18 protein-coding genes and 2 tRNA genes are annotated in these 20639 nt (G+C 40.1%); 8 read left to right on the top strand and 12 right to left on the bottom strand.

Annotated elements, in window-relative coordinates:
• Positions 1–15: 15 nt before the first annotated feature.
• Positions 16–1263, bottom strand: a complete 1248-nt coding sequence (locus A9267_RS01670) for a metal-dependent hydrolase family protein (protein WP_065108007.1) — start codon at positions 1261–1263, stop codon at positions 16–18.
• Positions 1264–1612: 349 nt separating this feature from the next.
• Here A9267_RS01670 and A9267_RS01665 point away from each other — a divergent pair, with 349 nt between their 5' ends.
• Positions 1613–3646 (top strand): S9 family peptidase, encoded by a 2034-nt coding sequence (locus tag A9267_RS01665; RefSeq protein ID WP_065108424.1) that lies wholly within the window; start codon positions 1613–1615, stop codon positions 3644–3646.
• A 584-nt stretch (positions 3647–4230) separates the two neighbouring features.
• Here the strand turns inward: A9267_RS01665 and A9267_RS01660 are convergent.
• The 3 genes from A9267_RS01660 to punC all read right to left on the bottom strand — a co-directional run bounded on the left by A9267_RS01660 (position 4231) and on the right by punC (position 6134).
• A tRNA-Ser gene (locus A9267_RS01660) sits at positions 4231–4321 on the bottom strand.
• A 378-nt stretch (positions 4322–4699) separates the two neighbouring features.
• A tRNA-Ser gene (locus tag A9267_RS01655) sits at positions 4700–4790 on the bottom strand.
• 81 nt (positions 4791–4871) lie between these two features.
• On the bottom strand, positions 4872–6134 hold the full coding sequence (gene punC, locus A9267_RS01650; protein WP_065108423.1) for a purine nucleoside transporter PunC: 1263 nt from the start codon (positions 6132–6134) through the stop codon (positions 4872–4874).
• Between the two features lie 128 nt (positions 6135–6262).
• Between punC and punR the strand changes: the two genes are divergently transcribed.
• The 6 genes from punR to A9267_RS01620 all read left to right on the top strand — a co-directional run bounded on the left by punR (position 6263) and on the right by A9267_RS01620 (position 9576).
• Complete coding sequence (punR, locus tag A9267_RS01645) at positions 6263–7165, top strand: DNA-binding transcriptional activator PunR (RefSeq protein ID WP_065108006.1); 903 nt, start codon at positions 6263–6265, stop codon at positions 7163–7165.
• Positions 7166–7425: 260 nt separating this feature from the next.
• The gene (locus tag A9267_RS01640) at positions 7426–8088 is read left to right on the top strand and encodes a Bax inhibitor-1 family protein (protein ID WP_055026036.1); all 663 of its coding nucleotides are present in this window, start codon (positions 7426–7428) and stop codon (positions 8086–8088) included.
• A 99-nt stretch (positions 8089–8187) separates the two neighbouring features.
• Positions 8188–8577: a sulfurtransferase complex subunit TusD gene (tusD, locus tag A9267_RS01635; RefSeq protein WP_065108005.1), complete on the top strand. Its 390-nt coding sequence runs from the start codon at positions 8188–8190 to the stop codon at positions 8575–8577.
• Between the two features lie 20 nt (positions 8578–8597).
• Entirely contained in the window at positions 8598–8954 is a 357-nt protein-coding gene (tusC, locus tag A9267_RS01630) for a sulfurtransferase complex subunit TusC (RefSeq protein WP_065108004.1), read from the top strand.
• A complete protein-coding gene (gene tusB, locus A9267_RS01625) occupies positions 8954–9244 on the top strand; it encodes a sulfurtransferase complex subunit TusB (RefSeq protein ID WP_055026033.1) in 291 nt (96 codons plus the stop codon). Before tusC ends, tusB begins: the two co-directional genes overlap by 1 nt.
• The gene (locus A9267_RS01620; RefSeq protein WP_065108003.1) at positions 9238–9576 is read left to right on the top strand and encodes a TusE/DsrC/DsvC family sulfur relay protein; all 339 of its coding nucleotides are present in this window, start codon (positions 9238–9240) and stop codon (positions 9574–9576) included. Before tusB ends, A9267_RS01620 begins: the two co-directional genes overlap by 7 nt.
• A 125-nt stretch (positions 9577–9701) precedes the next feature.
• Here the strand turns inward: A9267_RS01620 and A9267_RS01615 are convergent, their stop codons facing one another.
• The 8 genes from A9267_RS01615 to lrp form a co-directional block, all read right to left on the bottom strand.
• Positions 9702–10406, bottom strand: coding sequence for a hypothetical protein (locus A9267_RS01615; protein ID WP_065108002.1), 705 nt, complete (start codon positions 10404–10406; stop codon positions 9702–9704).
• 314 nt (positions 10407–10720) lie between these two features.
• Entirely contained in the window at positions 10721–11062 is a 342-nt protein-coding gene (locus A9267_RS01610) for a hypothetical protein (protein ID WP_065108001.1), read from the bottom strand.
• Between the two features lie 433 nt (positions 11063–11495).
• On the bottom strand, positions 11496–12782 hold the full coding sequence (gene serS, locus A9267_RS01605) for a serine--tRNA ligase (protein WP_065108000.1): 1287 nt from the start codon (positions 12780–12782) through the stop codon (positions 11496–11498).
• Positions 12783–12800: 18 nt separating this feature from the next.
• Complete coding sequence (gene crcB, locus A9267_RS01600; RefSeq protein WP_372036725.1) at positions 12801–13187, bottom strand: fluoride efflux transporter CrcB; 387 nt, start codon at positions 13185–13187, stop codon at positions 12801–12803.
• Positions 13180–14457, bottom strand: coding sequence for a replication-associated recombination protein A (locus tag A9267_RS01595; RefSeq protein ID WP_443018782.1), 1278 nt, complete (start codon positions 14455–14457; stop codon positions 13180–13182). Before A9267_RS01595 ends, crcB begins: the two co-directional genes overlap by 8 nt.
• A gap of 60 nt (positions 14458–14517) precedes the next feature.
• Positions 14518–15153, bottom strand: coding sequence for an outer membrane lipoprotein chaperone LolA (lolA, locus tag A9267_RS01590; RefSeq protein ID WP_065107998.1), 636 nt, complete (start codon positions 15151–15153; stop codon positions 14518–14520).
• 85 nt (positions 15154–15238) lie between these two features.
• Positions 15239–18070 (bottom strand): DNA translocase FtsK, encoded by a 2832-nt coding sequence (locus tag A9267_RS01585; RefSeq protein WP_065107997.1) that lies wholly within the window; start codon positions 18068–18070, stop codon positions 15239–15241.
• 255 nt (positions 18071–18325) lie between these two features.
• A complete protein-coding gene (gene lrp / locus A9267_RS01580) occupies positions 18326–18832 on the bottom strand; it encodes a leucine-responsive transcriptional regulator Lrp (RefSeq protein WP_055026025.1) in 507 nt (168 codons plus the stop codon).
• 177 nt (positions 18833–19009) lie between these two features.
• Between lrp and ald the strand changes: the two genes are divergently transcribed.
• Positions 19010–20125, top strand: coding sequence for an alanine dehydrogenase (gene ald, locus A9267_RS01575; protein WP_055026024.1), 1116 nt, complete (start codon positions 19010–19012; stop codon positions 20123–20125).
• Positions 20126–20639: the final 514 nt, after the last annotated feature.

Genomic DNA, 20639 nt, shown 5'->3' with positions numbered 1-20639 from the left:
AATATTTGGAGCGAACTAAAGATCTTTATAAACCTTGCCATCTTTCATGACAAAACTGACGCTCAATAAAGCTGAAATATCCTTAAGTGGACTCTTATTAGTCGCAATAATATCGGCAAATTTACCGGTTTCAATGGTACCTAATTTATCAGACATATCGATTAAATCAGCCGCATTCACTGTTGCAGACTGTAAAATATCACTATTGGACATACCAGCTTGGTGCATTAACACCGCTTCTTGTGCATTAATACCATGCTTTGATACGCCACTATCAGTACCAAACGCAATCTTGACGCCCGCCTTATATGACTTTTCGAAGTTAGCTAACATATCAGCACCAACACGGATCGCTTTCGCTTTGATAGGTTTAGACATAAAATCAGATGTTTCAGCCATATCTACAACCGTCGCACCAGCCAATAATGTGGGCACTAAATACGCACCAGTTTGCTTAAATAATTTGATGGTTTCGTCGTCTGCATAACTACCATGCTCGATACTGTCGACACCTGCACGCAATGCGGCATTAATCCCTGCTGTTGCATGGGCATGACTGGCTACTTTTCGGCCAAGATCATGTGCTGTTTGCACAATCTCTTTTAGCTCTAAATCAGTCATTTGTTGACCCGTACCCGTATTGGTATCCGATAATACTCCACCAGTTGACGCGACTTTAATCGCATCGGCGCCGTATTTAATTGCGTGCCTCGTCATTTTTCGACACTCATAAGGTCCATCACAAAGCGTTTTAGGAGACTTCATTGCTAATAAATCTGGCGCCATTCCATCTGCATCTAAATGTCCTCCTGTGATAGAAATACCTGCAGCGGCAATAATTCGAGGCCCTTCTATCCAGCCCTTTTCAACACCATCTCGTAAAGCGTACATTTGCTCTGATTCACTCAGTAAATCACGTACTGTTGTAAAGCCAGCTAACAACGTTGTTTTGGCGTAATGAACACTTTTCATTGCGATATCAGCATCAGATAACTTTACTGTATCTTTCGTGTTATCTGGACCAAGTTCCATTTGTAAATGCACGTGCATGTCCATTAAACCTGGCATAACGAAACTGTTTGATAAATCGATTAACTTAGCGTCTTTTGCAATTAAGTTAGCTGAAATATAGCCTTTCCTGACATCAAGGATTTTACCATCTTTAACCACAATAGTTTGCTGAGTTAATGGCGACTTCCCTGGTATGGCAAGTAGCTCGCCTGCATGAATAACTTGAGTTGCTGCGAATGCTGATTGAGCCATAACGCCGCTTAATAACAAGGATACTAGGCTAACAGAACTGCGAATAATAGTAGGTTTAAATGAGTGTTTATGATGATTTATCAGGGAATGAGTAAACATGAATAGCGTCTTTTATAAGTTATTTATACGGGTAATATACCTAACAAAACACAAATGTAAACTAGGATTCACATCCCTTTAATATTAATTCTTTATATGCTAATTTACAGTAAAGACTAATTTTATTCGTCAAATCAGTATATAAAGGCTTATACAAAAGCTAAAGATTCATACTTCTCCAATGCTTAATTTTACTCGTCAAGGAATACACATGAACAAAGGCATATATCTGGTGTTAATGCTGACGCCTATGGCCGTTGCTATTAGCTCAACAATGGCAATTGCGGATACTCAATCAGCGGTTACGCAAGCTAGCCCCGACAATACATTGCAACTTGAGGATATTTTTACCCTCGAATATGCCTCAAACCTTGAAATCAATAACGACGGAGATGAGGTTTACTTCGTTAGAAACTACATGGATATTCAAAGTGATAAAAAGCTCGGCAATATCTGGAAGGTCGACAACAAAAAGCGTTTAACCCCTGTAACTAATGGCTTGCATGTGGACTTTTCTCCAACTTTATCACCCGATAACAGCAAGCTTGCTTATGTATCAACCGCGAGTGGTTCACCTCAAATACATATTAAATGGTTAGAAAGCGGTGATGTAGGCCAAATGAGTCATTTTAGTCATGCGCCTAGTAACCTTACTTGGTCACCAGATGGCACAAAAATAGCCTTTACTCGTTTTGTTCCAAGCAAACCAAAGTCAGTTGTATCTTTACCCGGTAAACCACATAACGCGAAGTGGGCTAAACCAGCAGTTTATATTGATGATATGTACTACCGTTTTGACGGTGCTGGTTTTACGAAACCTGGTCATAGCCATATTTTTGTCATGTCTGCTGATGGTGGCTCTGCTCGACAAATTACCCAAGGTCAATTTGATCATCGCAGCAACCTCAGTTGGACAAAAGACGGCAAACAGATAATTTATGCAACGAACACCCGTGAAGATAAAGAATTAGAATGGACTGATAGCAATATATTTAGTGTTGATATCCAGACTCAAAAAGTTAGCCAACTCACTGACCGACTTGGGCCTGACAATGCACCTCATGTATCACCTAACGGTAATTACATTGCTTATTTAGGCTACGATCAACATCATATGAATTATGAGAACACTTTATTGTATGTCATGGATATTGATGGCAGCAATAAACGTGCAATCACGACTGATTTAGATCGCTCAATCAATAGCATCCAATGGGCTGACAATAGTAAAGCTGTGTATATGAGCTATCACGATAAAGGTGAAACTTATGTCGCTTATCAACCATTAAATGGTAAACGTAAGATAGTAGCTAAGAACCTTGGAGGCCTCGCATTTGGCCGACCTTATACAGGCAGTGATTTTGATGTAGCTGAGAATGGTACTATTGCTTTCACTTACTCTGATCCACAACGCCCAGCAGATATTGCAATCACTCGAAAAGGCAAAACTCAACAGTTAACAGATCTCAACAGTGATGCTCTCGATTACAAAACATTAGCCGATATAAAAGAAATCAACGTCAAGTCGTCTTATGATGATCGTAATATTCAAGCATGGATTGCCTACCCTCCTGGTTACAAAGCCGCAAAAGAGGCTGGCAAACAGTTTCCATTGATTTTAGAAATTCACGGTGGCCCAGTCACAAATTACGGTCCTCATTTTTCAGCAGAAGTGCAATTAATGGCAGCGAGCGGATATGTTGTTGTTTATGCAAACCCTCGAGGAAGTGATAGTTACGGTAAGGAGTTTGCCCAAACTATACATAACAATTACCCAAGCCAAGATTATGATGACTTAATGTCTGTGGTAGACGGTGTCATCGCCCAAGAGGCAATTAATGAGGACGCACTATTTGTCACTGGTGGCTCGGGCGGAGGCGTATTAACAGCATGGATCATTGGTCACACCGATAGATTTAAAGCAGCTGTTGTCGCTAAGCCTGTCATTAACTGGTACAGCTTCGCATTAACAACAGATATTTATCCATTTGTTATCAAAAACTGGTTTAAAAAAATGCCATGGGAAGATACAGCTCACTACATGAAACTTTCACCAATAAGCTATGTAGGAAACGTTACAACTCCAACTATGCTATTAACTGGTGATGCCGATCAGCGAACGCCTATTGCAGAAACAGAGCAATACTACCAAGCACTAAAACTTCGCAATATCGATACAGCAATGGTTAGAATTCCAGATGCGCCACATGGGATTTATAAACGCCCAAGTAACTTATTGTCTAAAGTCGCTCATATTCTTTGGTGGTTCGAGAAATACCAATAGCTAAATAGTATTATGCCCTTTCTAAGCCAGAGCCATGCTCTGGCTTTTTCATTAAAGTGTGTGAGGTGCTTATTAGATCATCGTATCAATAGGTTACTCACCCATCGCTATAGGCTTTCTGAATATGGCAAAGAGAAAGGAATATGAAGCTACATTGATTACGCTACAACCCTATTGCTAAAATTTCTATATATAGAAAGCAAAAAGCCCGCTATAAAATAGCGGGCTTCTCTAAATATGGCGGAGAGATAGGGTTTGACCCCTACATCGATTGCGCTACAAACCATTTCAATAAAAGTTCGAATCCAGACACAAAAAAACCGCTATTACTAGCAGGCTCTTTCGATAAATATGACGGGAGAGATAAGGTTTTAACCCTACATCGATTACGCTACAAACCATTTCAATAAAAGTTCGAATCCAGACACAAAAAAAACCGCTATTACTAGCAGGCTCTTTCGATAAATATGGCGGATAGATAAGGTTTTAACCCTACATCGATGACGCTACAAACCCATTGCCAATATTTCAAAATAAAGAAAGCAAAAAGCCCGTTACTTTGCAGTAACGGGCTTTTCTAAATATGGCGGAGAGATAGGGATTTGAACCCTAGATGGGCTACAAACCCATGCCGGTTTTCAAGACCGGTGCATTCGACCACTCTGCCATCTCTCCGAACGAGCAAGATAATAGCTATCACTCTGGTTAGTGTAAAGTATTAATTTAAAGATAATGATTGTTTGGCTAACTATGCATCAAATAGTGAGTTTAGTGAGCAGTTGCGTAGGCTGAGCAAATCAATACTAGAATCTGCAAAAAATAAACATATGGAACTCAGATTCTACTCTTGCCTTTATTGCGCTACAAACCCATTGCCAAAATTTCAAATTACAAAAAGCCAAAAGCCAGCTACTTTGCAGTAACGGGCTTTTCTAAATATGGCGCAGAGTTAGGGTTTGAACCCTACATTGGCACCCTACAAACCATTTCATTAAAAGTTAGAATCTAGAAACAAAAAAGCCCGCTATTGCTAGCGGGCTCTTTCGATAAATATGGCGSAGAGWTAGGGATTTGAACCCTAGATGGGCTACAAACCCATGCCGGTTTTCAAGACCGGTGCATTCGACCACTCTGCCATCTCTCCGAACGACGAGAATAATAATGCTCTCTACGTTTACTGTAAAGTACTAAAACTAATAAAACTAATCGATTGCTTGACTTACAATCAATCTGTCGATTTTTTATCTGAATAGAGCCCTACTCTTGCTGGATCTGGCGCTACAAAATTATTCGACATACTCGCCCAACTATCTTGCTTAGATAACAAGTAACCTAAATAGACTCCAACAGCGCTTAGTAAAATGCCTAACCCAATCGTCATTTCAGCATATTGAGCCAGCATAGCAACAATGCTCGAAGCCCCAAAGGCCATTCCGATTTGAATAAAGTTTTGTAAGCCAGCTGCTTTAGTCGCATTCTGACTAAACTGCTGTAATGCGTTATTGACCACAATAGGATAAATCGCACCGTTGGCCGCCGCTAAAACAGAGAAAGAAATCAGCAATGGATATATAGTTTCCATAGTCATAACTAAAGTGACTAACGCAATTACAGCAACACAAGCAAAGAATAAACCTAGTAAGTATTTAAGGGCTGATTGTGCTCCGCACTTTTTAACTAATACCTTACTCATATAACCACCTACGATAAACATGATGGTTTGAGGAATAAAACTGAGTCCAATCGCCTGCGCTTCGTAGCCAAACTTAATCATGACACTTGGCCACACAGTTAAGTAACTAAAAAATGCAGCCGAACACGCTCCAAAAATAACCACGTTTCCTAAATAACGTGTGTTTTTCACAATGCTTTTATAGCTGATGCCTTGCTGCACTTCAGCTTGTTTTGATTCACTTGCCACTAACCATTTAGTGAGTACGATAAGTAAAACGGCCACAATAACTAAAGTAACAAATACCGCACGCCAGCCAAATGAATTAACAATCGCAGCTCCAATTAACGGCGCAACAGCTGGAGATAAAGCGACTAGCGGCATAATATTCGAGAACACTTTTTGCGCTTTGTCAGCATCGTATTTTTCAACGACGATGGCTTGCCAAATGACACCAGCACTACATGCTCCTAATGCTTGAAAAAAACGGGCAATATTTAACATCATAATTGAATCACTTGCCACAATAACGCCACTTGCTGCGGCAAATAACGTTAAACCCGCAATTAATGCGTTTTGCTTACCAATTTTTTCAACTAAAGGACCATATAATAATTGGCCTATGGCAAGACCTGCTAAGAATGTAGTCAATGAAAAAGCGACGTTATTCAAGCTTGTTGAAAAAGAATCAGCAATATTCTGAAATGCAGGCAAGTACATATCAGTTGCAATAAAACCTAACATACTTAACAAAGCTAAATAGGCTAATAAAATAAAATACTGCACATTGGCAGTGTTTGAAGACGCATTAGTCATCTTAAAAATAATTCCAAATAAAGGGCTGTTAAAAATCAGCGTGCAGTCTAATGACTTGCAAAATGTTTGTGAAACGTTTACTTTTGATGACTGCATTCATATTTTTTCACAGCAAAGGATCGCCCTCTATGCTTTCAGAACAAGCATTGGAAATGATTGATATTGTCGCTCGTGTAGGTAGTTTCACCGCTGCAGCTAATCAATTGCATAAAGTTCCATCAGCCGTTAGTTACGCAGTAAAACAAATTGAAGATGAACTTGGTGTCATTTTGTTTGAAAGGCATCATCGCAGTGTTAGCTTAACAGAGCCAGGTAAACATTTTGTCCAACATGCAAGAGAGTTGCTGGCTGAAATGAATGACCTAAAACGAAGCACTCAACGTGTCGCAAACGGTTGGCAACCTACACTTTCTATTGCGTTAGATAACATTGTTAGAGCAGACCGAATCAGTGTGCTGATCTCAGATTTTTACCGCCACTTTAGTGATGTAGAATTAATTATTCGCATTGAAGTGTTTAATGGAGTTTGGGAAGCGTTAGCTACAGGCAGAAGTGATATTGCCATTGGTGCAACCACTGCGATACCTGTCGGTGGTGTTTTTCAGTATAAAGATATGCGAGACATTGAATGGGCGTTTTTAGTCAGTAAAAATCACCCATTAGCAGACATCGATCGTCCTTTAACTGATGATGAATTACGTATCTACCCTTCTATTTGTCTTGAAGATACGTCAAGAGAGATCCCTAAACGAACCACATGGCTACTCGACAATCAACGCCGTCTAGTTGTGCCTGATTGGATTCGAGCCATTAATTGCTTTAGAGACGGTTCAGGTATTGGTTATATGCCACTTAATCTCGCTAAGCCTTTTATCCAATCGGGTTCATTGATTGCGAAAACCTTAGAAAACCCTAAAAATGCAAGCCCATGTTGTCTTGCTTGGAATCAAGAAAAAATGTCCCCAGCACTTGAATGGGTGCTCGACTATCTTGGTGATACAGACAAGCTCCATCGTGAATGGTTAGCGTAAACACGGCTTTGTCGTCCTTTAAGATTGACCAATTTAATGTTCATTTAAGTATTGTTTTCAACAATAAGGTTAATGCGCAACATATTGTCTGATTTTGCGACATTGAAGATAAATTAATGGCGCAAAATCAACTAGTTCATCATGATGACTTTAAGCTGTAGCAAAGCTGTTGTATCATCAAGTTAAGTTATCAGTAATTTACCATGTGCTGAGAGAGCATTTTGTTAAATTACACTCTTTTTAACGTCTCGGAGACTGTTATGAATCAACAAACTTTGTCGGGCCAACAAGCCACGACGATGGAAACCAACAAACTCATTAAAAACACTTATATGCTGCTGTCTATGACATTAGCATTTGCTGCTGTAATGGCGGGTGTTGCAATGGCGTTAAATATCGGCCCATTCATGTCTATCGGTTTATCTCTTGGTAGTATTGTCGTCATGATGGTCACCTTAAAAAAAGCTGACAATGCTTCAGGATTAGCGTGGATATTTGCCTTTACAGGTATGCAAGGTGCTTCATTAGGCTATATTCTAAATCACTATGTTGGTTTGAATAATGGCCCAGAGCTTATCATGCAAGCATTTGGTTTAACGTCTGTTATTTTTGTATCTTTATCAGCTTACGCAATAACGACGAAGAAAGACTTTAACTTTATGGGTGGCTTCTTATTCGCCGGCCTACTTGTTGTTATTGGCCTTTCATTAATCAATATGTTCTTTGTTAATAGCGGTGCTATGTTCATGGCATTACAAGCTGCTGTCGCTATGATTATGGTTGGTTTAATCCTTTACGATACAAGTCGTATCGTAAATGGCGGCGAAACAAACTATATCCGCGCTACAATTTCGTTATTCTTAAACTTCATCAACCTATTCATGGCACTTCTTCACCTGCTTGGTATGGGAAATGATGATTAATAGCGTCAAGTAACGGGTCAGTCACTTTATAAATCCACTGTGATTAATCAGTTAACTAGGCTAAAATGGCTCCTCATTCAGGAGCCATTTTTTATTGTTATGAGTAAATTTATTATCCAAGTTAATGGCACAGTTTATGGGTCTACTGCCAGTTTTAGAGCGCTTCGTTTTACTGAAAGTGTTTTATCACTAGGTCATCAAGTCAGCCATATCTTCTTTTATCAGCAAGGTGTATTCAACAGTAATAGCCTCGTTTGCCCAGCATCTGATGAGCATGATTTACACCGAGCTTGGACTAAACTGGCATCAGAACATAATGTCAAATTAGTCAATTGCGTCTCTGCTGCATTAAGGCGTGGAGTTCTATCGGCACAAGATGCATTAGAAAATGACAAGCAGCAATATAATGCTAGTGAACAATTTACTATGGGTGGTTTAGGTGAGTTAGTCACGGGTATTGAGCAATCAGACAGATTGCTTTGCTTTTAGTGATGCATACAGGAATGGATATGAAAAAAATCTGCGTCATCTTCAGAAAAAGCCCTATTGGAAATACATCCAGTCGTGAAGGCTTAGACTTTGCTATGCTCAGTGCAAGTTTCGAGCAAGAAGTCAGTATTATATTTACCGATGAAGCTGTACTGCATTTACTGCCTGAACAACAACCTGAACTTGTGGGAAGTAAAGATTACCTGTCGACTTTCAAAGCATTAAGTTTATACGATATTGATACTGTTTTAGTCTGCCGAGATTCAGCAGTACAATTTGGTATTACAGCTAAAGATTTTAACTTTGAAGCTGAATTAGCCTCAGAAAAACATATCCAAACTTTAATTCAGCAAGCAAATGAAGTGGTGGTGTACTAATGATATTGCACCTAATACAACACTCAGCAACGACAGATAACGCACTAACCTGCTGTTTACGATACATCGCAGAGCAAGACAGCATCTTGTTATCAGACGATGCTATAAACTGCTTACTTAATCATGAGTGGCAACAGCGATTATCAAACATCAAAATTTACGTGTTAATTGAAGATATTGACGCAAGAGGATTAGGCGCTCGCCTACCTCAGACAAACAATATTAAGGTTATCGATTATGACCAGTTTGTACTGGCCACATTGGAACATACGAAGGTGATCACTTGGTAAACTCATTTGACTTTAACGGTCAGCAAATCGAAGTTGATGCTAAAGGTTATTTAAAAAATTATACCGATTGGAAAGCTGATATGGCGCCTATTCTAGCGGCCACAGAAGACATTGTCCTTACAGAGCAACATTGGGAAGTCATAAACTTCGTTCGTAATTTTTACTTAGAATACAAAACTAGCCCAGCTATTCGTGTTTTAGTAAAAGCGATAGGTCAAGCATTAGGCCCAGACAAAGGTAATTCTAAATACCTTTACACATTATTCCCTATTGGCCCCGCAAAACAAGCCACCAAAATTGCCGGCTTACCAAAACCCGCGAAATGCATTTAACCTACTAGGTGACTTCAACAAGCCTGACACTTATTCTTTCAGGCTTTTTTAATTGTGTCGTTATCGCACAAGCTAACGGGTTAACGGGTTAACGGGTAAATATCTTCAATATAAGCTTAAATAAACTAAGCAATTGGCAAATGATCACGTCCAGGTTTAACCACATTACTATCCCCTACTCGACTGTCGTTAAGGGCCATACCATAATTGTCACGACAATACTGGCATGGGCTCATGGTGTTAATTAACCGACCACGCTTACTGTACTTACGAATATAGGCATGAGAAATAGTGACATTTTGTTGAGTTAATAAACTGATATCTGCAACTTTATCTTTTAGATCAATAACAGCTGCATCCTCAGCACAATGCCGATCATTAGCTCGTCCCCAACCAATAAACTCACTACCCACTTCATCAACATACTTTGCAGCAACCCATGGCCCACTATGATGACCTGTTGGCTCTCCATTAGGTAAGTAAGAAGGTTTATTGGCAAGTTGATATGGAATTAATTCAAGTGGGTCATCAGGTGGTTGCTCACAGCTAACTTCAAGAGCCGATTGAGGCTGTTGTGTAACGAAGAAGTGATGGTTATGACTTAACTTAACGTCACGTAATTTAGCCACTAGTTCTGTATTGGGTTTACGAGTATCGACTTCAACAATTCGTAATATACTTGCTTGGCTACCATTACGGGCGATTATTTTGTCACCCGTTTTTAATGATGCTGCAGTGATCCATTGTTTGTTGAAATTACTGAAGATATGAACTTGATCGACATACATTAGGGTGGTGATGTCATCTATGGTGTATTTAATTTCTAGCATGAACTCGTTGATTAAGTTTAGTGTTAAATGCTGAAAAGCATTTTAGCATTAAAAACTCGACAGCGTTTACCTGCACTAATAAACAAGAGTGAATCAATACAAGCGAATCAAATTAAACCACTTTTGATGACAAGTACATTGCACATCCTTACCGCCTAACAAAGCGCAAAAACTATCACTATCATCACTATCACTTACAATAAGCTGAATCTAAATCACTGAATGAGCCAAGCGCTGGCAATGAGAAACACACTAAAAGTCCAGTAAAGATAAATACAAGGATCAATACCAATTTTGCGTGTCCTTTACCTCGATTAGGATTTAGAACAAGCAAATAAATGGTTACGTGAAGATTGAATTAATTGATTAAACTCAGATGCTGATTGAAGATGGTTCTCTACAAAATGTTGATCTAAAAAATATGGAAACTTATCAGCTTTATTAACCAATAACTGATAACGCGTAGTGGCATGTTGCACATACGGAGACAAACTTGTCTGCTCAGCACCTTCACATTGCTCGGAATAAAGCGTTAATAGCTTAGATGCGATAGCAATTTCATTCGGGTAATCATTTATCTCATCTTGAAGTTGAGCTCGGGTTGCTTGAAAACTTGCTAATCCGTATCCGCATACAAAAACAACCAATAACGACATTCTTTTCACTTATTTTTGATCCGTAATAAAAAGGAGAATCTGGCTATTCGAAAAACTGACTTAAATTAAGCAGCGGCCTCGATAAAGTCATAAATTGTATGCTTTAGGCACTAATAACCTTTTATGAGAATCTCCTTTATACTCCTTAACAATGGTCAAATGAAGCGCGTCGTTGCAATTCCACATTTTCTCCTTATTGTTTGCAGAGATTGACGAATTTGTGCATTTCACTTATCCATTCATGCTATGTAAATCCAATAAATCACAGTGTTCATATTGAAATTTGTTATTTCAGCACGTGTTAACTTCATTAAATCAGATTTTACTTTGCGCTATTTTATTTATGGCATAAAAAAACCAAACACAGGGTTTGGTTTTTTTTGCAAAGAAAACTGGCTTACAGAATGTTAAGCCACTTTATTAGCTAATTGCATTAGCCAATCTTCTCTAAGCCACGCATATAAGGGCGCAATACTTCAGGGATCGTGATTGAACCGTCCGCATTTTGGTAGTTTTCAAGAATCGCAACGACAGTACGTCCAACAGCTAAACCCGACCCATTTAATGTATGCAGTAATGTCGGCTTTTTATCATTAACGCCACGGTAGCGAGCTTGCATGCGACGAGCTTGGAAATCCTTCATGTTAGAACAAGAAGAAATTTCACGATAAGTATTTTGTGCAGGAAGCCAAACTTCTAGATCGTAGGTTTTAGCAGCGCCAAAACCCATGTCGCCAGTACATAAAATCATTGTGCGGTAAGGTAAGCCTAACCCTTGTAATACTTTTTCAGCATGGCCTGTTAACTCTTCAAGTGCTGCCATAGAATCTTCAGGCTTAACAATTTGAACCAGTTCTACCTTGTCAAACTGATGTTGACGTATAAGGCCACGTGTATCACGGCCATATGACCCTGCTTCACTACGGAAACATGATGTTAATGCCGTCATTTTTAATGGTAAATCCGCTTCATCGATAATCGTGTCACGAACCATGTTAGTTAATGGAACTTCAGCAGTAGGAATTAAGCTTAGTCCTTGGCCTTCTTCAGTAGCAGGTTTTGTGTGGAATAAGTCTTCACCAAATTTTGGTAGCTGACCTGTACCTAATAAGCTTTCTTCATTGACTAGAAGTGGTACATACATTTCAGTATAACCATGCTTTTCAGTATGAAGATCTAGCATGTACTGACCGACAGCTCGAGTTAAACGAGCGATTTGACCTTTCATGACAATGAAACGAGAACCGGTAATTTTAACGGCACTTTTAAAGTCTAAACCATCTAAGCCTTCGCCAAGATCTAAGTGATCCTTGATTTCAAAATCAAATTTAGTCGGCTCACCCCAAGTGCGAACTTCAACGTTATCATTTTCGTCAGCGCCTGCTGGTACTTCATCATCAGGTAAGTTAGGCATGCTCATCGCAATACCATTTAGCTCTGCTAATAACGCTGCTAGTTCTGATTTCTTCGCATCGAGCTGAGAACCTAAGTCACCCACTTTCGCCATGATTTCACTAACATCTTCGCCACGAGACTTTGCTTGACCAATGGATTTAGAGATTGCATTACGGGATGCTTGTAATTCTTCTGTTTCCACTTGTAGCGACTTACGTGTTTCTTCTAAAGCAGTTAAGCGGCTAACATCAAGGATAAAGCCACGTCGTGCTAAAAGCTCAGCTGTGACTTCAAGTTCGTTACGCAAAAATTTTGGATCTAACATGTTATATATTCTTAATAGTTAAATGCGAGAAAATACTAGCTGCTGACCGACATACACCATGAATATACATAGGATGACATTCAACAACACGTTGAGAATTGCTTTAATGAAGAGTCCCTCTTGCATTAGCAATAATGTTTCATTGGAAAAAGTCGAGAATGTGGTTAAAGCACCTAAAAGGCCAACTCCGACCATCGCTTTTAGCTCTGGGCTTAAATGCGAGGTTTCGAGACTAATGGCATATACAATGCCCATTATGAATGATCCCAATATATTGACCAACAGTGTACCAAAAGGAAAACTGCTTCCAAATAGCTGAAGCATTAAAATTGAAATAACATAGCGAAAAACTGCTCCAATAGAGCCGCCGAGTGCCACAAACATGATATTGGTCAAGCTAATCATATCGTTTTACCTCACTTGTTCTGTCAAGTTCAGCCAAATGGACCAATTTATCTTTTATCCGTTTTTCAAAACCACGTTCTGTTGGATAGTAAAATTGGCTGTCTTGTAATGATTCTGGGAAGTAGTTTTCCCCTGGAGCATACGCGCCAGGTTCATCATGAGCGTAGCGATATTCTGCCCCCAATCCCATATTTTTCATTAGTTGAGTTGGTGCATTTCGTAGATGATCTGGCACTGATTCATGGCCTGACTCACGTGCTAATGCTCTTGCGGCTTTAAAAGCAGTATAAACGGCATTACTTTTTGGGGCACTTGCCATATACACTATCGCTTGTGCAATTGCTCTTTCACCTTCTGCAGGTCCCACTCGGTGGAAGCAATCCCAAGCATTTAGCGCAATATTCATTGCCGTTGGATCTGCATTGCCGATATCTTCTGAAGCGATAGCTAGCAATCGTCTTGCAACATATAGCGGATCGCCGCCACCTTCCAATATACGGCAATACCAGTATAAAGCGGCATCGGGAGCAGAACCGCGAACTGATTTATGCACTGCCGAGATTAAATCGTAAAATTGATCGCCATTTTTGTCATAAGCTGCCATTTGATGCCCGGCAACTTGCGTCAACATGTCAGGTGTAAAACTGCCGTTTTCGTCAACCAAGTCACTCATTAACTCTAATAAGTTTAATGCTTTTCTCGCATCGCCATCTGAAATACTGGCTAATTGCTGCATCACGTCATCTGGCATAACAAAATGACGAGTACCAAAGCCACGCTCTTCGTCCGTTAAGGCTTGCTGGATAATTGTAGCAATGTCTTGGTCAGAAAGTGGTTTGATTAAATAGACTCTTGCTCGAGATAACAACGCGTTGTTTAACTCAAATGAAGGATTTTCCGTGGTGGCACCAACAAAAATAACCGTGCCATCTTCAATAAAGGGTAAAAATGCATCTTGTTGGCTTTTATTAAAACGGTGTACTTCATCAACAAACAATAAAGTACGTTGGCCTCTGCTTTGTGCCACGGCTTGAGCTTGTTCTATAGCTGCTCGAATTTCTTTTACACCAGACGTTACAGCAGAAATTCGCTCAACATGTGCGTTCGCATAATGGGCAACGAGCTCTGCTAGGGTAGTTTTACCCGTTCCTGGAGGCCCCCAAAGTAACATTGAGTGAGCACGGTTGGCTTCAAGAGCTTGCCTTAAAGGTTGACCTTTACCTAATAGATGAGACTGCCCGACATACTCACTGATATCCCTTGGACGCATTCTAGCAGCCAATGGGCGAAAGTCAGGGGCAAAGTCAAATCCTAAATTAGCCACTATGATTTATCGCTCTGATTGACGCTGATCATCAATATCGACATCTGTTGGGATAACAAACTCAAACAACCCCTTTTCTTCTGTTGATACATTAGTCTGCTCGCTTAAAGCAAATTGACTATGATTACCTTGCTGATCAAGTAAGCTAAAATCACTAATGCCTGAATCGTTAAAGCACACAGTGACAGTCACAACAGACGTATCCAATGATTTAGGCTTAATCAAATAACACGCTTTACCAGACTCTGGTTGCACTTGGCTAACATGGTATTGTTGCCATGTACTCTCATCTCGATGTACCAATAATGCGATTGGCGATGCTTCAACTGCATCAGCAAAATCCATTACCGTCACCTCTTCTGCAAACGGGTTATATATCCATAAATCAGAGCCATCAGCCACGATTAATGACTCATCAGGTTCAGTCAAATGCCAAAAGAATTTATTGGGGTATGCTAATGCAAAGATGCCACTACCACTTTGAATAACTTTGTCGTTAATATCTGTGACTTCTTGTGTAAAATTCGCTTTTAATGAATCAAGTTGTTCCAATTTGCTACGCAATGCTTGTGAATCATCTGCCATCACGTTAGCAGATAGCAACAAGGCTACCATTGAAATTACACCAACACTTTTTGTCATATTGTTTCCTACTACTTGTTTGAGGTGCAGAACGCTTATTACACACTACCTCATATCTGAGGTGCCATTGCCAATCAGGTTAATGTTAGCCTCTAGGCGGCGGTGGCGCTAATACTTCACGATTTCCGTTATGGCCTTGTGTACTAACAATCCCCTGCGCTTCCATCATCTCGATGATTCTAGCGGCTCGGTTATATCCAATTTTAAACTTACGTTGCACACTAGATATTGAGCCACGACGCGTTTCAGTAACAAATGCCACAGCCTCGTCATAAAGTTGATCGGTATCATCATCAGTCTCAGCTGTTTCACCTGGCAGTAATACTTGTTCACCTTCGCTTACGCCATTTAGAATTTCATCAACATATTGTGGTTTACCTCGTGCATGCCAATCAGCAACCACTTTGTGCACTTCGTGATCGTCAATAAACGCGCCGTGAACACGAATAGGAACGCTTGTTCCTGGTGGTAAATAAAGCATGTCACCCATGCCAAGTAAGGTTTCTGCACCTTGTTGATCTAAAATGGTTCGAGAGTCAATTCTTGAAGAAACTTGGAAAGCTATCCGTGTTGGAACGTTGGCTTTAATCAAACCAGTAATCACATCCACAGAAGGTCTTTGGGTTGCTAGTATCAAATGGATACCCGCAGCTCGCGCTTTTTGGGCAATACGAGCAATCAACTCTTCTACCTTTTTACCAACAATCATAATCATGTCGGCAAACTCATCAACCACAACGACAATTGAAGGTAATTTATCTAATTCAGGCGCTTGTTCATCCATGCTTTCCGATGATTTCCACAACGGGTCAACGATCGGTGTGCCAGCTTCTTTAGCCAGTTTAATCTTGGTGTTGTAGCCTTTAAGGTTACGTACACCCAGCGCCGACATTAATTTATAACGGCGTTCCATTTCCCCAACACACCAACGCAGCGCATTGGCTGCTTCTTTCATGTCGGTGACAACTTCACAAAGTAAGTGCGGAATACCTTCATAAACCGACAGTTCCAACATTTTCGGGTCAATCATGATAAAGCGAACATCATCAGGACCAGATTTATAAAGGATACTGGTGATCATGACGTTCACACCGACAGACTTACCCGAGCCTGTAGTACCCGCTACTAATAAATGCGGCATTTTACCTAAGTCAACAACAACAGGGTCGCCCGCGATGTCTTCACCCAGCACCATAGATAAGTTCGACTGGCTTTCATCAAAGGTTTTACTGTCAAGCACATCTCGCATAAAGACCGTTTCACGGAATTTGTTAGGTAACTCTAAGCCAACATAGGCTTTTCCTGGAATGACCTCTACAACACGAACACTTTCAGCAAGTAGAGAGCGCGCTAAATCCTTAGAAAGGTTTGTAATTTTCGAGGCTTTAACACCTGGTGCAAGTTCAAGTTCAAACCTTGTCACAACCGGTCCTGGGAATACGCCAACCACGTTTGCGACAATGTTAAAATCAGCTAATTTAGTTTCAACAAGCCTTGCAACTATGTCTAGCTCATCTTTAGTTATTGGGTTTTCTTTACGATCAGGTACATCTAATAAACTGATACTCGGTAATGGCGGCATTGCCACTCTTGGCTGACTCGTGACCACTTGCGGCTCTTGACCAGGAATAACAATGATCCCCTCGGCAACATACGGTTTTTCAGCTGCACTTGCTTGAACGGGTTCGCTTTCAGTAGAAGCCACAGAATCTGATACCGAGTCTGATTGCTGGTTTTTAACCGCAGCAGCCATAACCGTTGCACCAATAGACGTCGTACGTTCAAACTCATCGCCAAACTCAGCAACACTGTTTTGTTGGTTCTGTTGAGTAAGATCAACCGCTGGAGCATCACCTGTTGCGGCCCACGCGGGCGTGTCATCAGCTACAATAGCGTCATTTGTGTTTAATTGAGGTTCGACTCTGCCCTGCTCATTTATATTTGCCTGAGCCTGCTCTGAGTCATTCATATATTCGTCATCCAAAGCATCATTTACTTGTTGACGACGTGGTGAAAGTTTAGATTTTAAACGCGAGAAAACCGAAGGTTTATCTACGCTATTATCTTCATCAACGTAAACGGAATCATGGTTTGATTCTTCGTTGTCGGCGGTGAACTGAGGTTCTAGTTTTCCGCCATATTCACGTGTCGTTGCAGGGGTAATTTGATTGTCGCCCTGACTTTCATCATGTTGTGGTGCACTGAATTCTGTATTAGTGTCAGCAGTTACATTGGCATTGTCACGACCCTGCTTGAATTTATCGACAACAGACAAGAAACCTCGCGTGTCTTCTGTTTCTGTATTTCCAGAAAAGTAGGTAGGCAAACTTATAATTTTTTTGACACACCATATCGTGCCGTAACCTGTGCCTTCAATGACCGTGAGCCAGCTAATACCTGTCGCTAATGTAAAGCCTGCACCAATAAAGCAAAGCAACAAGAGAGTCGTGCCAAGATTATTAAAGTAAGGCAGCATAGCTTGGCCAATGACATCTCCCGCAACACCACCAGCTGAAAAAACATAAATATCATCAGCATTCATACTCGCTAACGCAGCTAAGGCTAATACCATAAGCATGAATCCAATAATTCTTAATCCAACCGAAAAGTAGTCAATTTCAAACAATTTATGAGTTCGGTTAAATATGAACCAACCTGTTGCCGCAATAATGATGGGAATAAGGTAAGCAATAAAGCCAAAGAAGTAGAACAAGACATCTGCAGTCCACGCGCCCACAGCACCAGTTAAATTACTGATTTCCCCTTGATAATGGGACTGGCTCCAGCCTGGATCATTTGGGTCAAAGCTACTTAAAGCTAAAAGGATATATGTTGCTGTCATGCAACAAATGATTAGGCCACCTTCAAGAAGACGCTGTAGGCCACTAAGTGTTTGAAGACTATTTCCCTGAGACAAACGAAAACACCTGAATATGAATTAAATAAGAATGATAACAATAACAGAATATCATTGACGTTGCAGTGATTATGCAATGCTTGAAAGCCAAGCTCAACCTAATGTTTTCATATAGATGCCTGCATAACCAATATTTAATTAACAAAGGGGTTTTGGAGTAAAAAGTAAGCAATTTAGGCGGTAAAAAAGCCAAAAAGTGGGATTTTAGATAAAAAAATAAAGGGCAACGCCCTTTATTTTATTTGGTCAGAAAGTTTAGTAGCTATCTGCTAATAAATTTAATGCGACTTTATTAGTTTGTTTGACTTCTTCCATGACCACGTAAGTACGAGTATCAGAAACTGATGGCAACTTAAGTAGTGTCTCACCTAATAAACGACGATATGCCGACATGTCAGATACTCGAGTCTTCAATAAATAATCAAAGTCACCAGAAACTAGATGACACTCTTGAATATCATCTAACAACTGAACTGCTTTGTTGAAGCGCTCAAAAATATCGGGCGTATCTCGTGTTAACGTGATTTCCACAAAGACAAGTAAAGATGCACCAAGATAATGCGGGTTAACTAATGCTGTATAGCCATTAATGTAACCTTGTTTTTCAAGACGCTTAACTCGCTCTAAACAAGGAGTCGGACTTAACCCAACTCGCTTGGATAACTCCACGTTTGATATGCGACCATCAACTTGAAGTTCATTGAGGATATTACGGTCAATCCGATCTAAATCTTTTACAGAATTTTTTTTATTATTTGCCATATTATTAACCTTGCTTTAGCACAAAAACAACATATTCATCTTTTAATGTGTAAAGTTTAGCAGCATAAACTGCGTCTAGGGCACTATACTAGACTTCCCTGAAATAAGCACGTTCAGGCGACCGAATATAATAACAATTGAGATGTCGACACCGACAAATTTAAATAGAGGCACAAAATGATTATTGGTATCCCTACTGAAATCAAAAACCACGAGTACCGTGTAGGTATGGTTCCTTCAAGCGTTCGTGAATTAACGATTAAAGGCCATGATGTATTCGTTCAATCTAATGCCGGTATGGGCATTGGCTTTACCAACCAAGATTATATTGACGCTGGTGCTTCTATCTTAGAAACAGCTGCAGAAGTCTTTGCTCAGTCAGACATGATTGTCAAAGTAAAAGAGCCGCAAGCTGTTGAACGCGCTATGCTTCGTGAAGATCAAATCCTATTTACTTACTTGCATTTAGCTCCGGATATGCCGCAAACAGAAGACTTAATTAAGAGTAAGTCTGTCTGTATCGCATATGAAACTGTCACTGATGATCGTGGCGGCTTACCGTTACTTGCTCCAATGTCAGAAGTTGCTGGACGTATGTCGATTCAAGCTGGTGCACGCGCACTTGAAAAGTCTTTAGGTGGTCGCGGTATGTTACTTGGTGGTGTTCCAGGTGTTGAGCCAGCTAAAGTCGTGATAATTGGCGGCGGTATGGTCGGCACTAATGCTGCGCAAATGGCTGTGGGTATGGGCGCAGACGTTGTTGTGCTTGATAGAAGTATCGATGCCTTACGTCGTTTAAACGTTCAATTTGGCTCTTCAGTTAAAGCGATTTACTCAACAGCTGATGCAATTGAACGTCATGTTCTAGAAGCGGATCTTGTTATTGGTGGTGTCCTAGTTCCTGGCGCTGCAGCCCCTAAATTAGTGACTCGCGACATGATTTCACGCATGAAAACAGGTAGTGCGATTGTCGATGTAGCTATTGACCAAGGTGGTTGTGTTGAAACGTCGTACGCAACAACTCACCAAGAGCCAACTTACATTGTTGATGATGTTGTTCATTACTGTGTTGCCAACATGCCTGGTGCCGTTGCACGTACATCAACTTTCGCACTCAATAACGCTACACTGCCTTATATCATTAAGTTAGCGAACTTAGGTTACAAAGCAGCGTTATTAGACGACAAGCATTTATTAAATGGCTTAAACGTTATTCATGGCAAGCTTGTCTGCAAAGAAGTTGCAGAAGCATTAGAACTTGAATTTACTGAGCCTAAAAGCATGCTAGCGTAAACAATATCAGCTTGATTTAGTTGATTAAATCATATTTAAAAGCCGCTAATTAAGCGGCTTTTTTTATTCCCTTTCCGGTTATTCCTAAGCTAAACACGTCTTACTTTTTATTCCAAAATGCATAAACTTCTCAATTTTTAAACACATTAAATGCCATTGAAAAGCGCGTTTAATGCACTCCACGTACACAAAAAACACGGCTTTAATACGCAACATAAAGTGCATCAATTTGTATCAATCGTTTGTTTTACACTCAGCTAACACGTGTTAATCTTTTTATTAGCTATTGCTTAAGTAAACAATTTGATAATTCTGCTCTTGACAGCATTTTTAGTGTTTTTTGATTAAGCGTTTAAAGGAAGCCTTGTAAGTCAATGCTGGTAAGGGTTTCAAAAAATACAACAAATAAAACACGCCAAATCATCACGTTAATCATCCTAATAGTGTTTTCTACTGAGTTAGTTTTTTTGAACAGAATTTTAAACTGTTGGAAAAATGACTGATTTTAACTACA

The sequence above is a fragment of the Shewanella sp. UCD-FRSSP16_17 genome (assembly GCF_001675935.1).
GTDB lineage: Bacteria > Pseudomonadota > Gammaproteobacteria > Enterobacterales > Shewanellaceae > Shewanella > Shewanella japonica.
This window is presented reverse-complemented; position numbering and strand designations above follow the sequence as displayed.

Coding starts and splice junctions, on each gene's coding strand:
- A9267_RS01595 (WP_443018782.1), bottom strand. CDS start 14,457: ATGCGTCCAAGGGATATCAGTGAGTATGTCGGGCAGTCTCATCTATTA.
- lrp (WP_055026025.1), bottom strand. CDS start 18,832: ATGGCAAATAATAAAAAAAATTCTGTAAAAGATTTAGATCGGATTGAC.
- tusC (WP_065108004.1), top strand. CDS start 8,598: ATGAAAAAAATCTGCGTCATCTTCAGAAAAAGCCCTATTGGAAATACA.
- lolA (WP_065107998.1), bottom strand. CDS start 15,153: ATGACAAAAAGTGTTGGTGTAATTTCAATGGTAGCCTTGTTGCTATCT.
- A9267_RS01615 (WP_065108002.1), bottom strand. CDS start 10,406: ATGCTAGAAATTAAATACACCATAGATGACATCACCACCCTAATGTAT.
- tusD (WP_065108005.1), top strand. CDS start 8,188: ATGAGTAAATTTATTATCCAAGTTAATGGCACAGTTTATGGGTCTACT.
- A9267_RS01665 (WP_065108424.1), top strand. CDS start 1,613: ATGGCCGTTGCTATTAGCTCAACAATGGCAATTGCGGATACTCAATCA.
- ald (WP_055026024.1), top strand. CDS start 19,010: ATGATTATTGGTATCCCTACTGAAATCAAAAACCACGAGTACCGTGTA.
- A9267_RS01610 (WP_065108001.1), bottom strand. CDS start 11,062: ATGTCGTTATTGGTTGTTTTTGTATGCGGATACGGATTAGCAAGTTTT.
- crcB (WP_372036725.1), bottom strand. CDS start 13,187: ATGATTAGCTTGACCAATATCATGTTTGTGGCACTCGGCGGCTCTATT.
- punC (WP_065108423.1), bottom strand. CDS start 6,134: ATGACTAATGCGTCTTCAAACACTGCCAATGTGCAGTATTTTATTTTA.
- A9267_RS01640 (WP_055026036.1), top strand. CDS start 7,426: ATGAATCAACAAACTTTGTCGGGCCAACAAGCCACGACGATGGAAACC.
- tusB (WP_055026033.1), top strand. CDS start 8,954: ATGATATTGCACCTAATACAACACTCAGCAACGACAGATAACGCACTA.
- serS (WP_065108000.1), bottom strand. CDS start 12,782: ATGTTAGATCCAAAATTTTTGCGTAACGAACTTGAAGTCACAGCTGAG.
- A9267_RS01670 (WP_065108007.1), bottom strand. CDS start 1,263: ATGGCTCAATCAGCATTCGCAGCAACTCAAGTTATTCATGCAGGCGAG.
- punR (WP_065108006.1), top strand. CDS start 6,263: ATGCTTTCAGAACAAGCATTGGAAATGATTGATATTGTCGCTCGTGTA.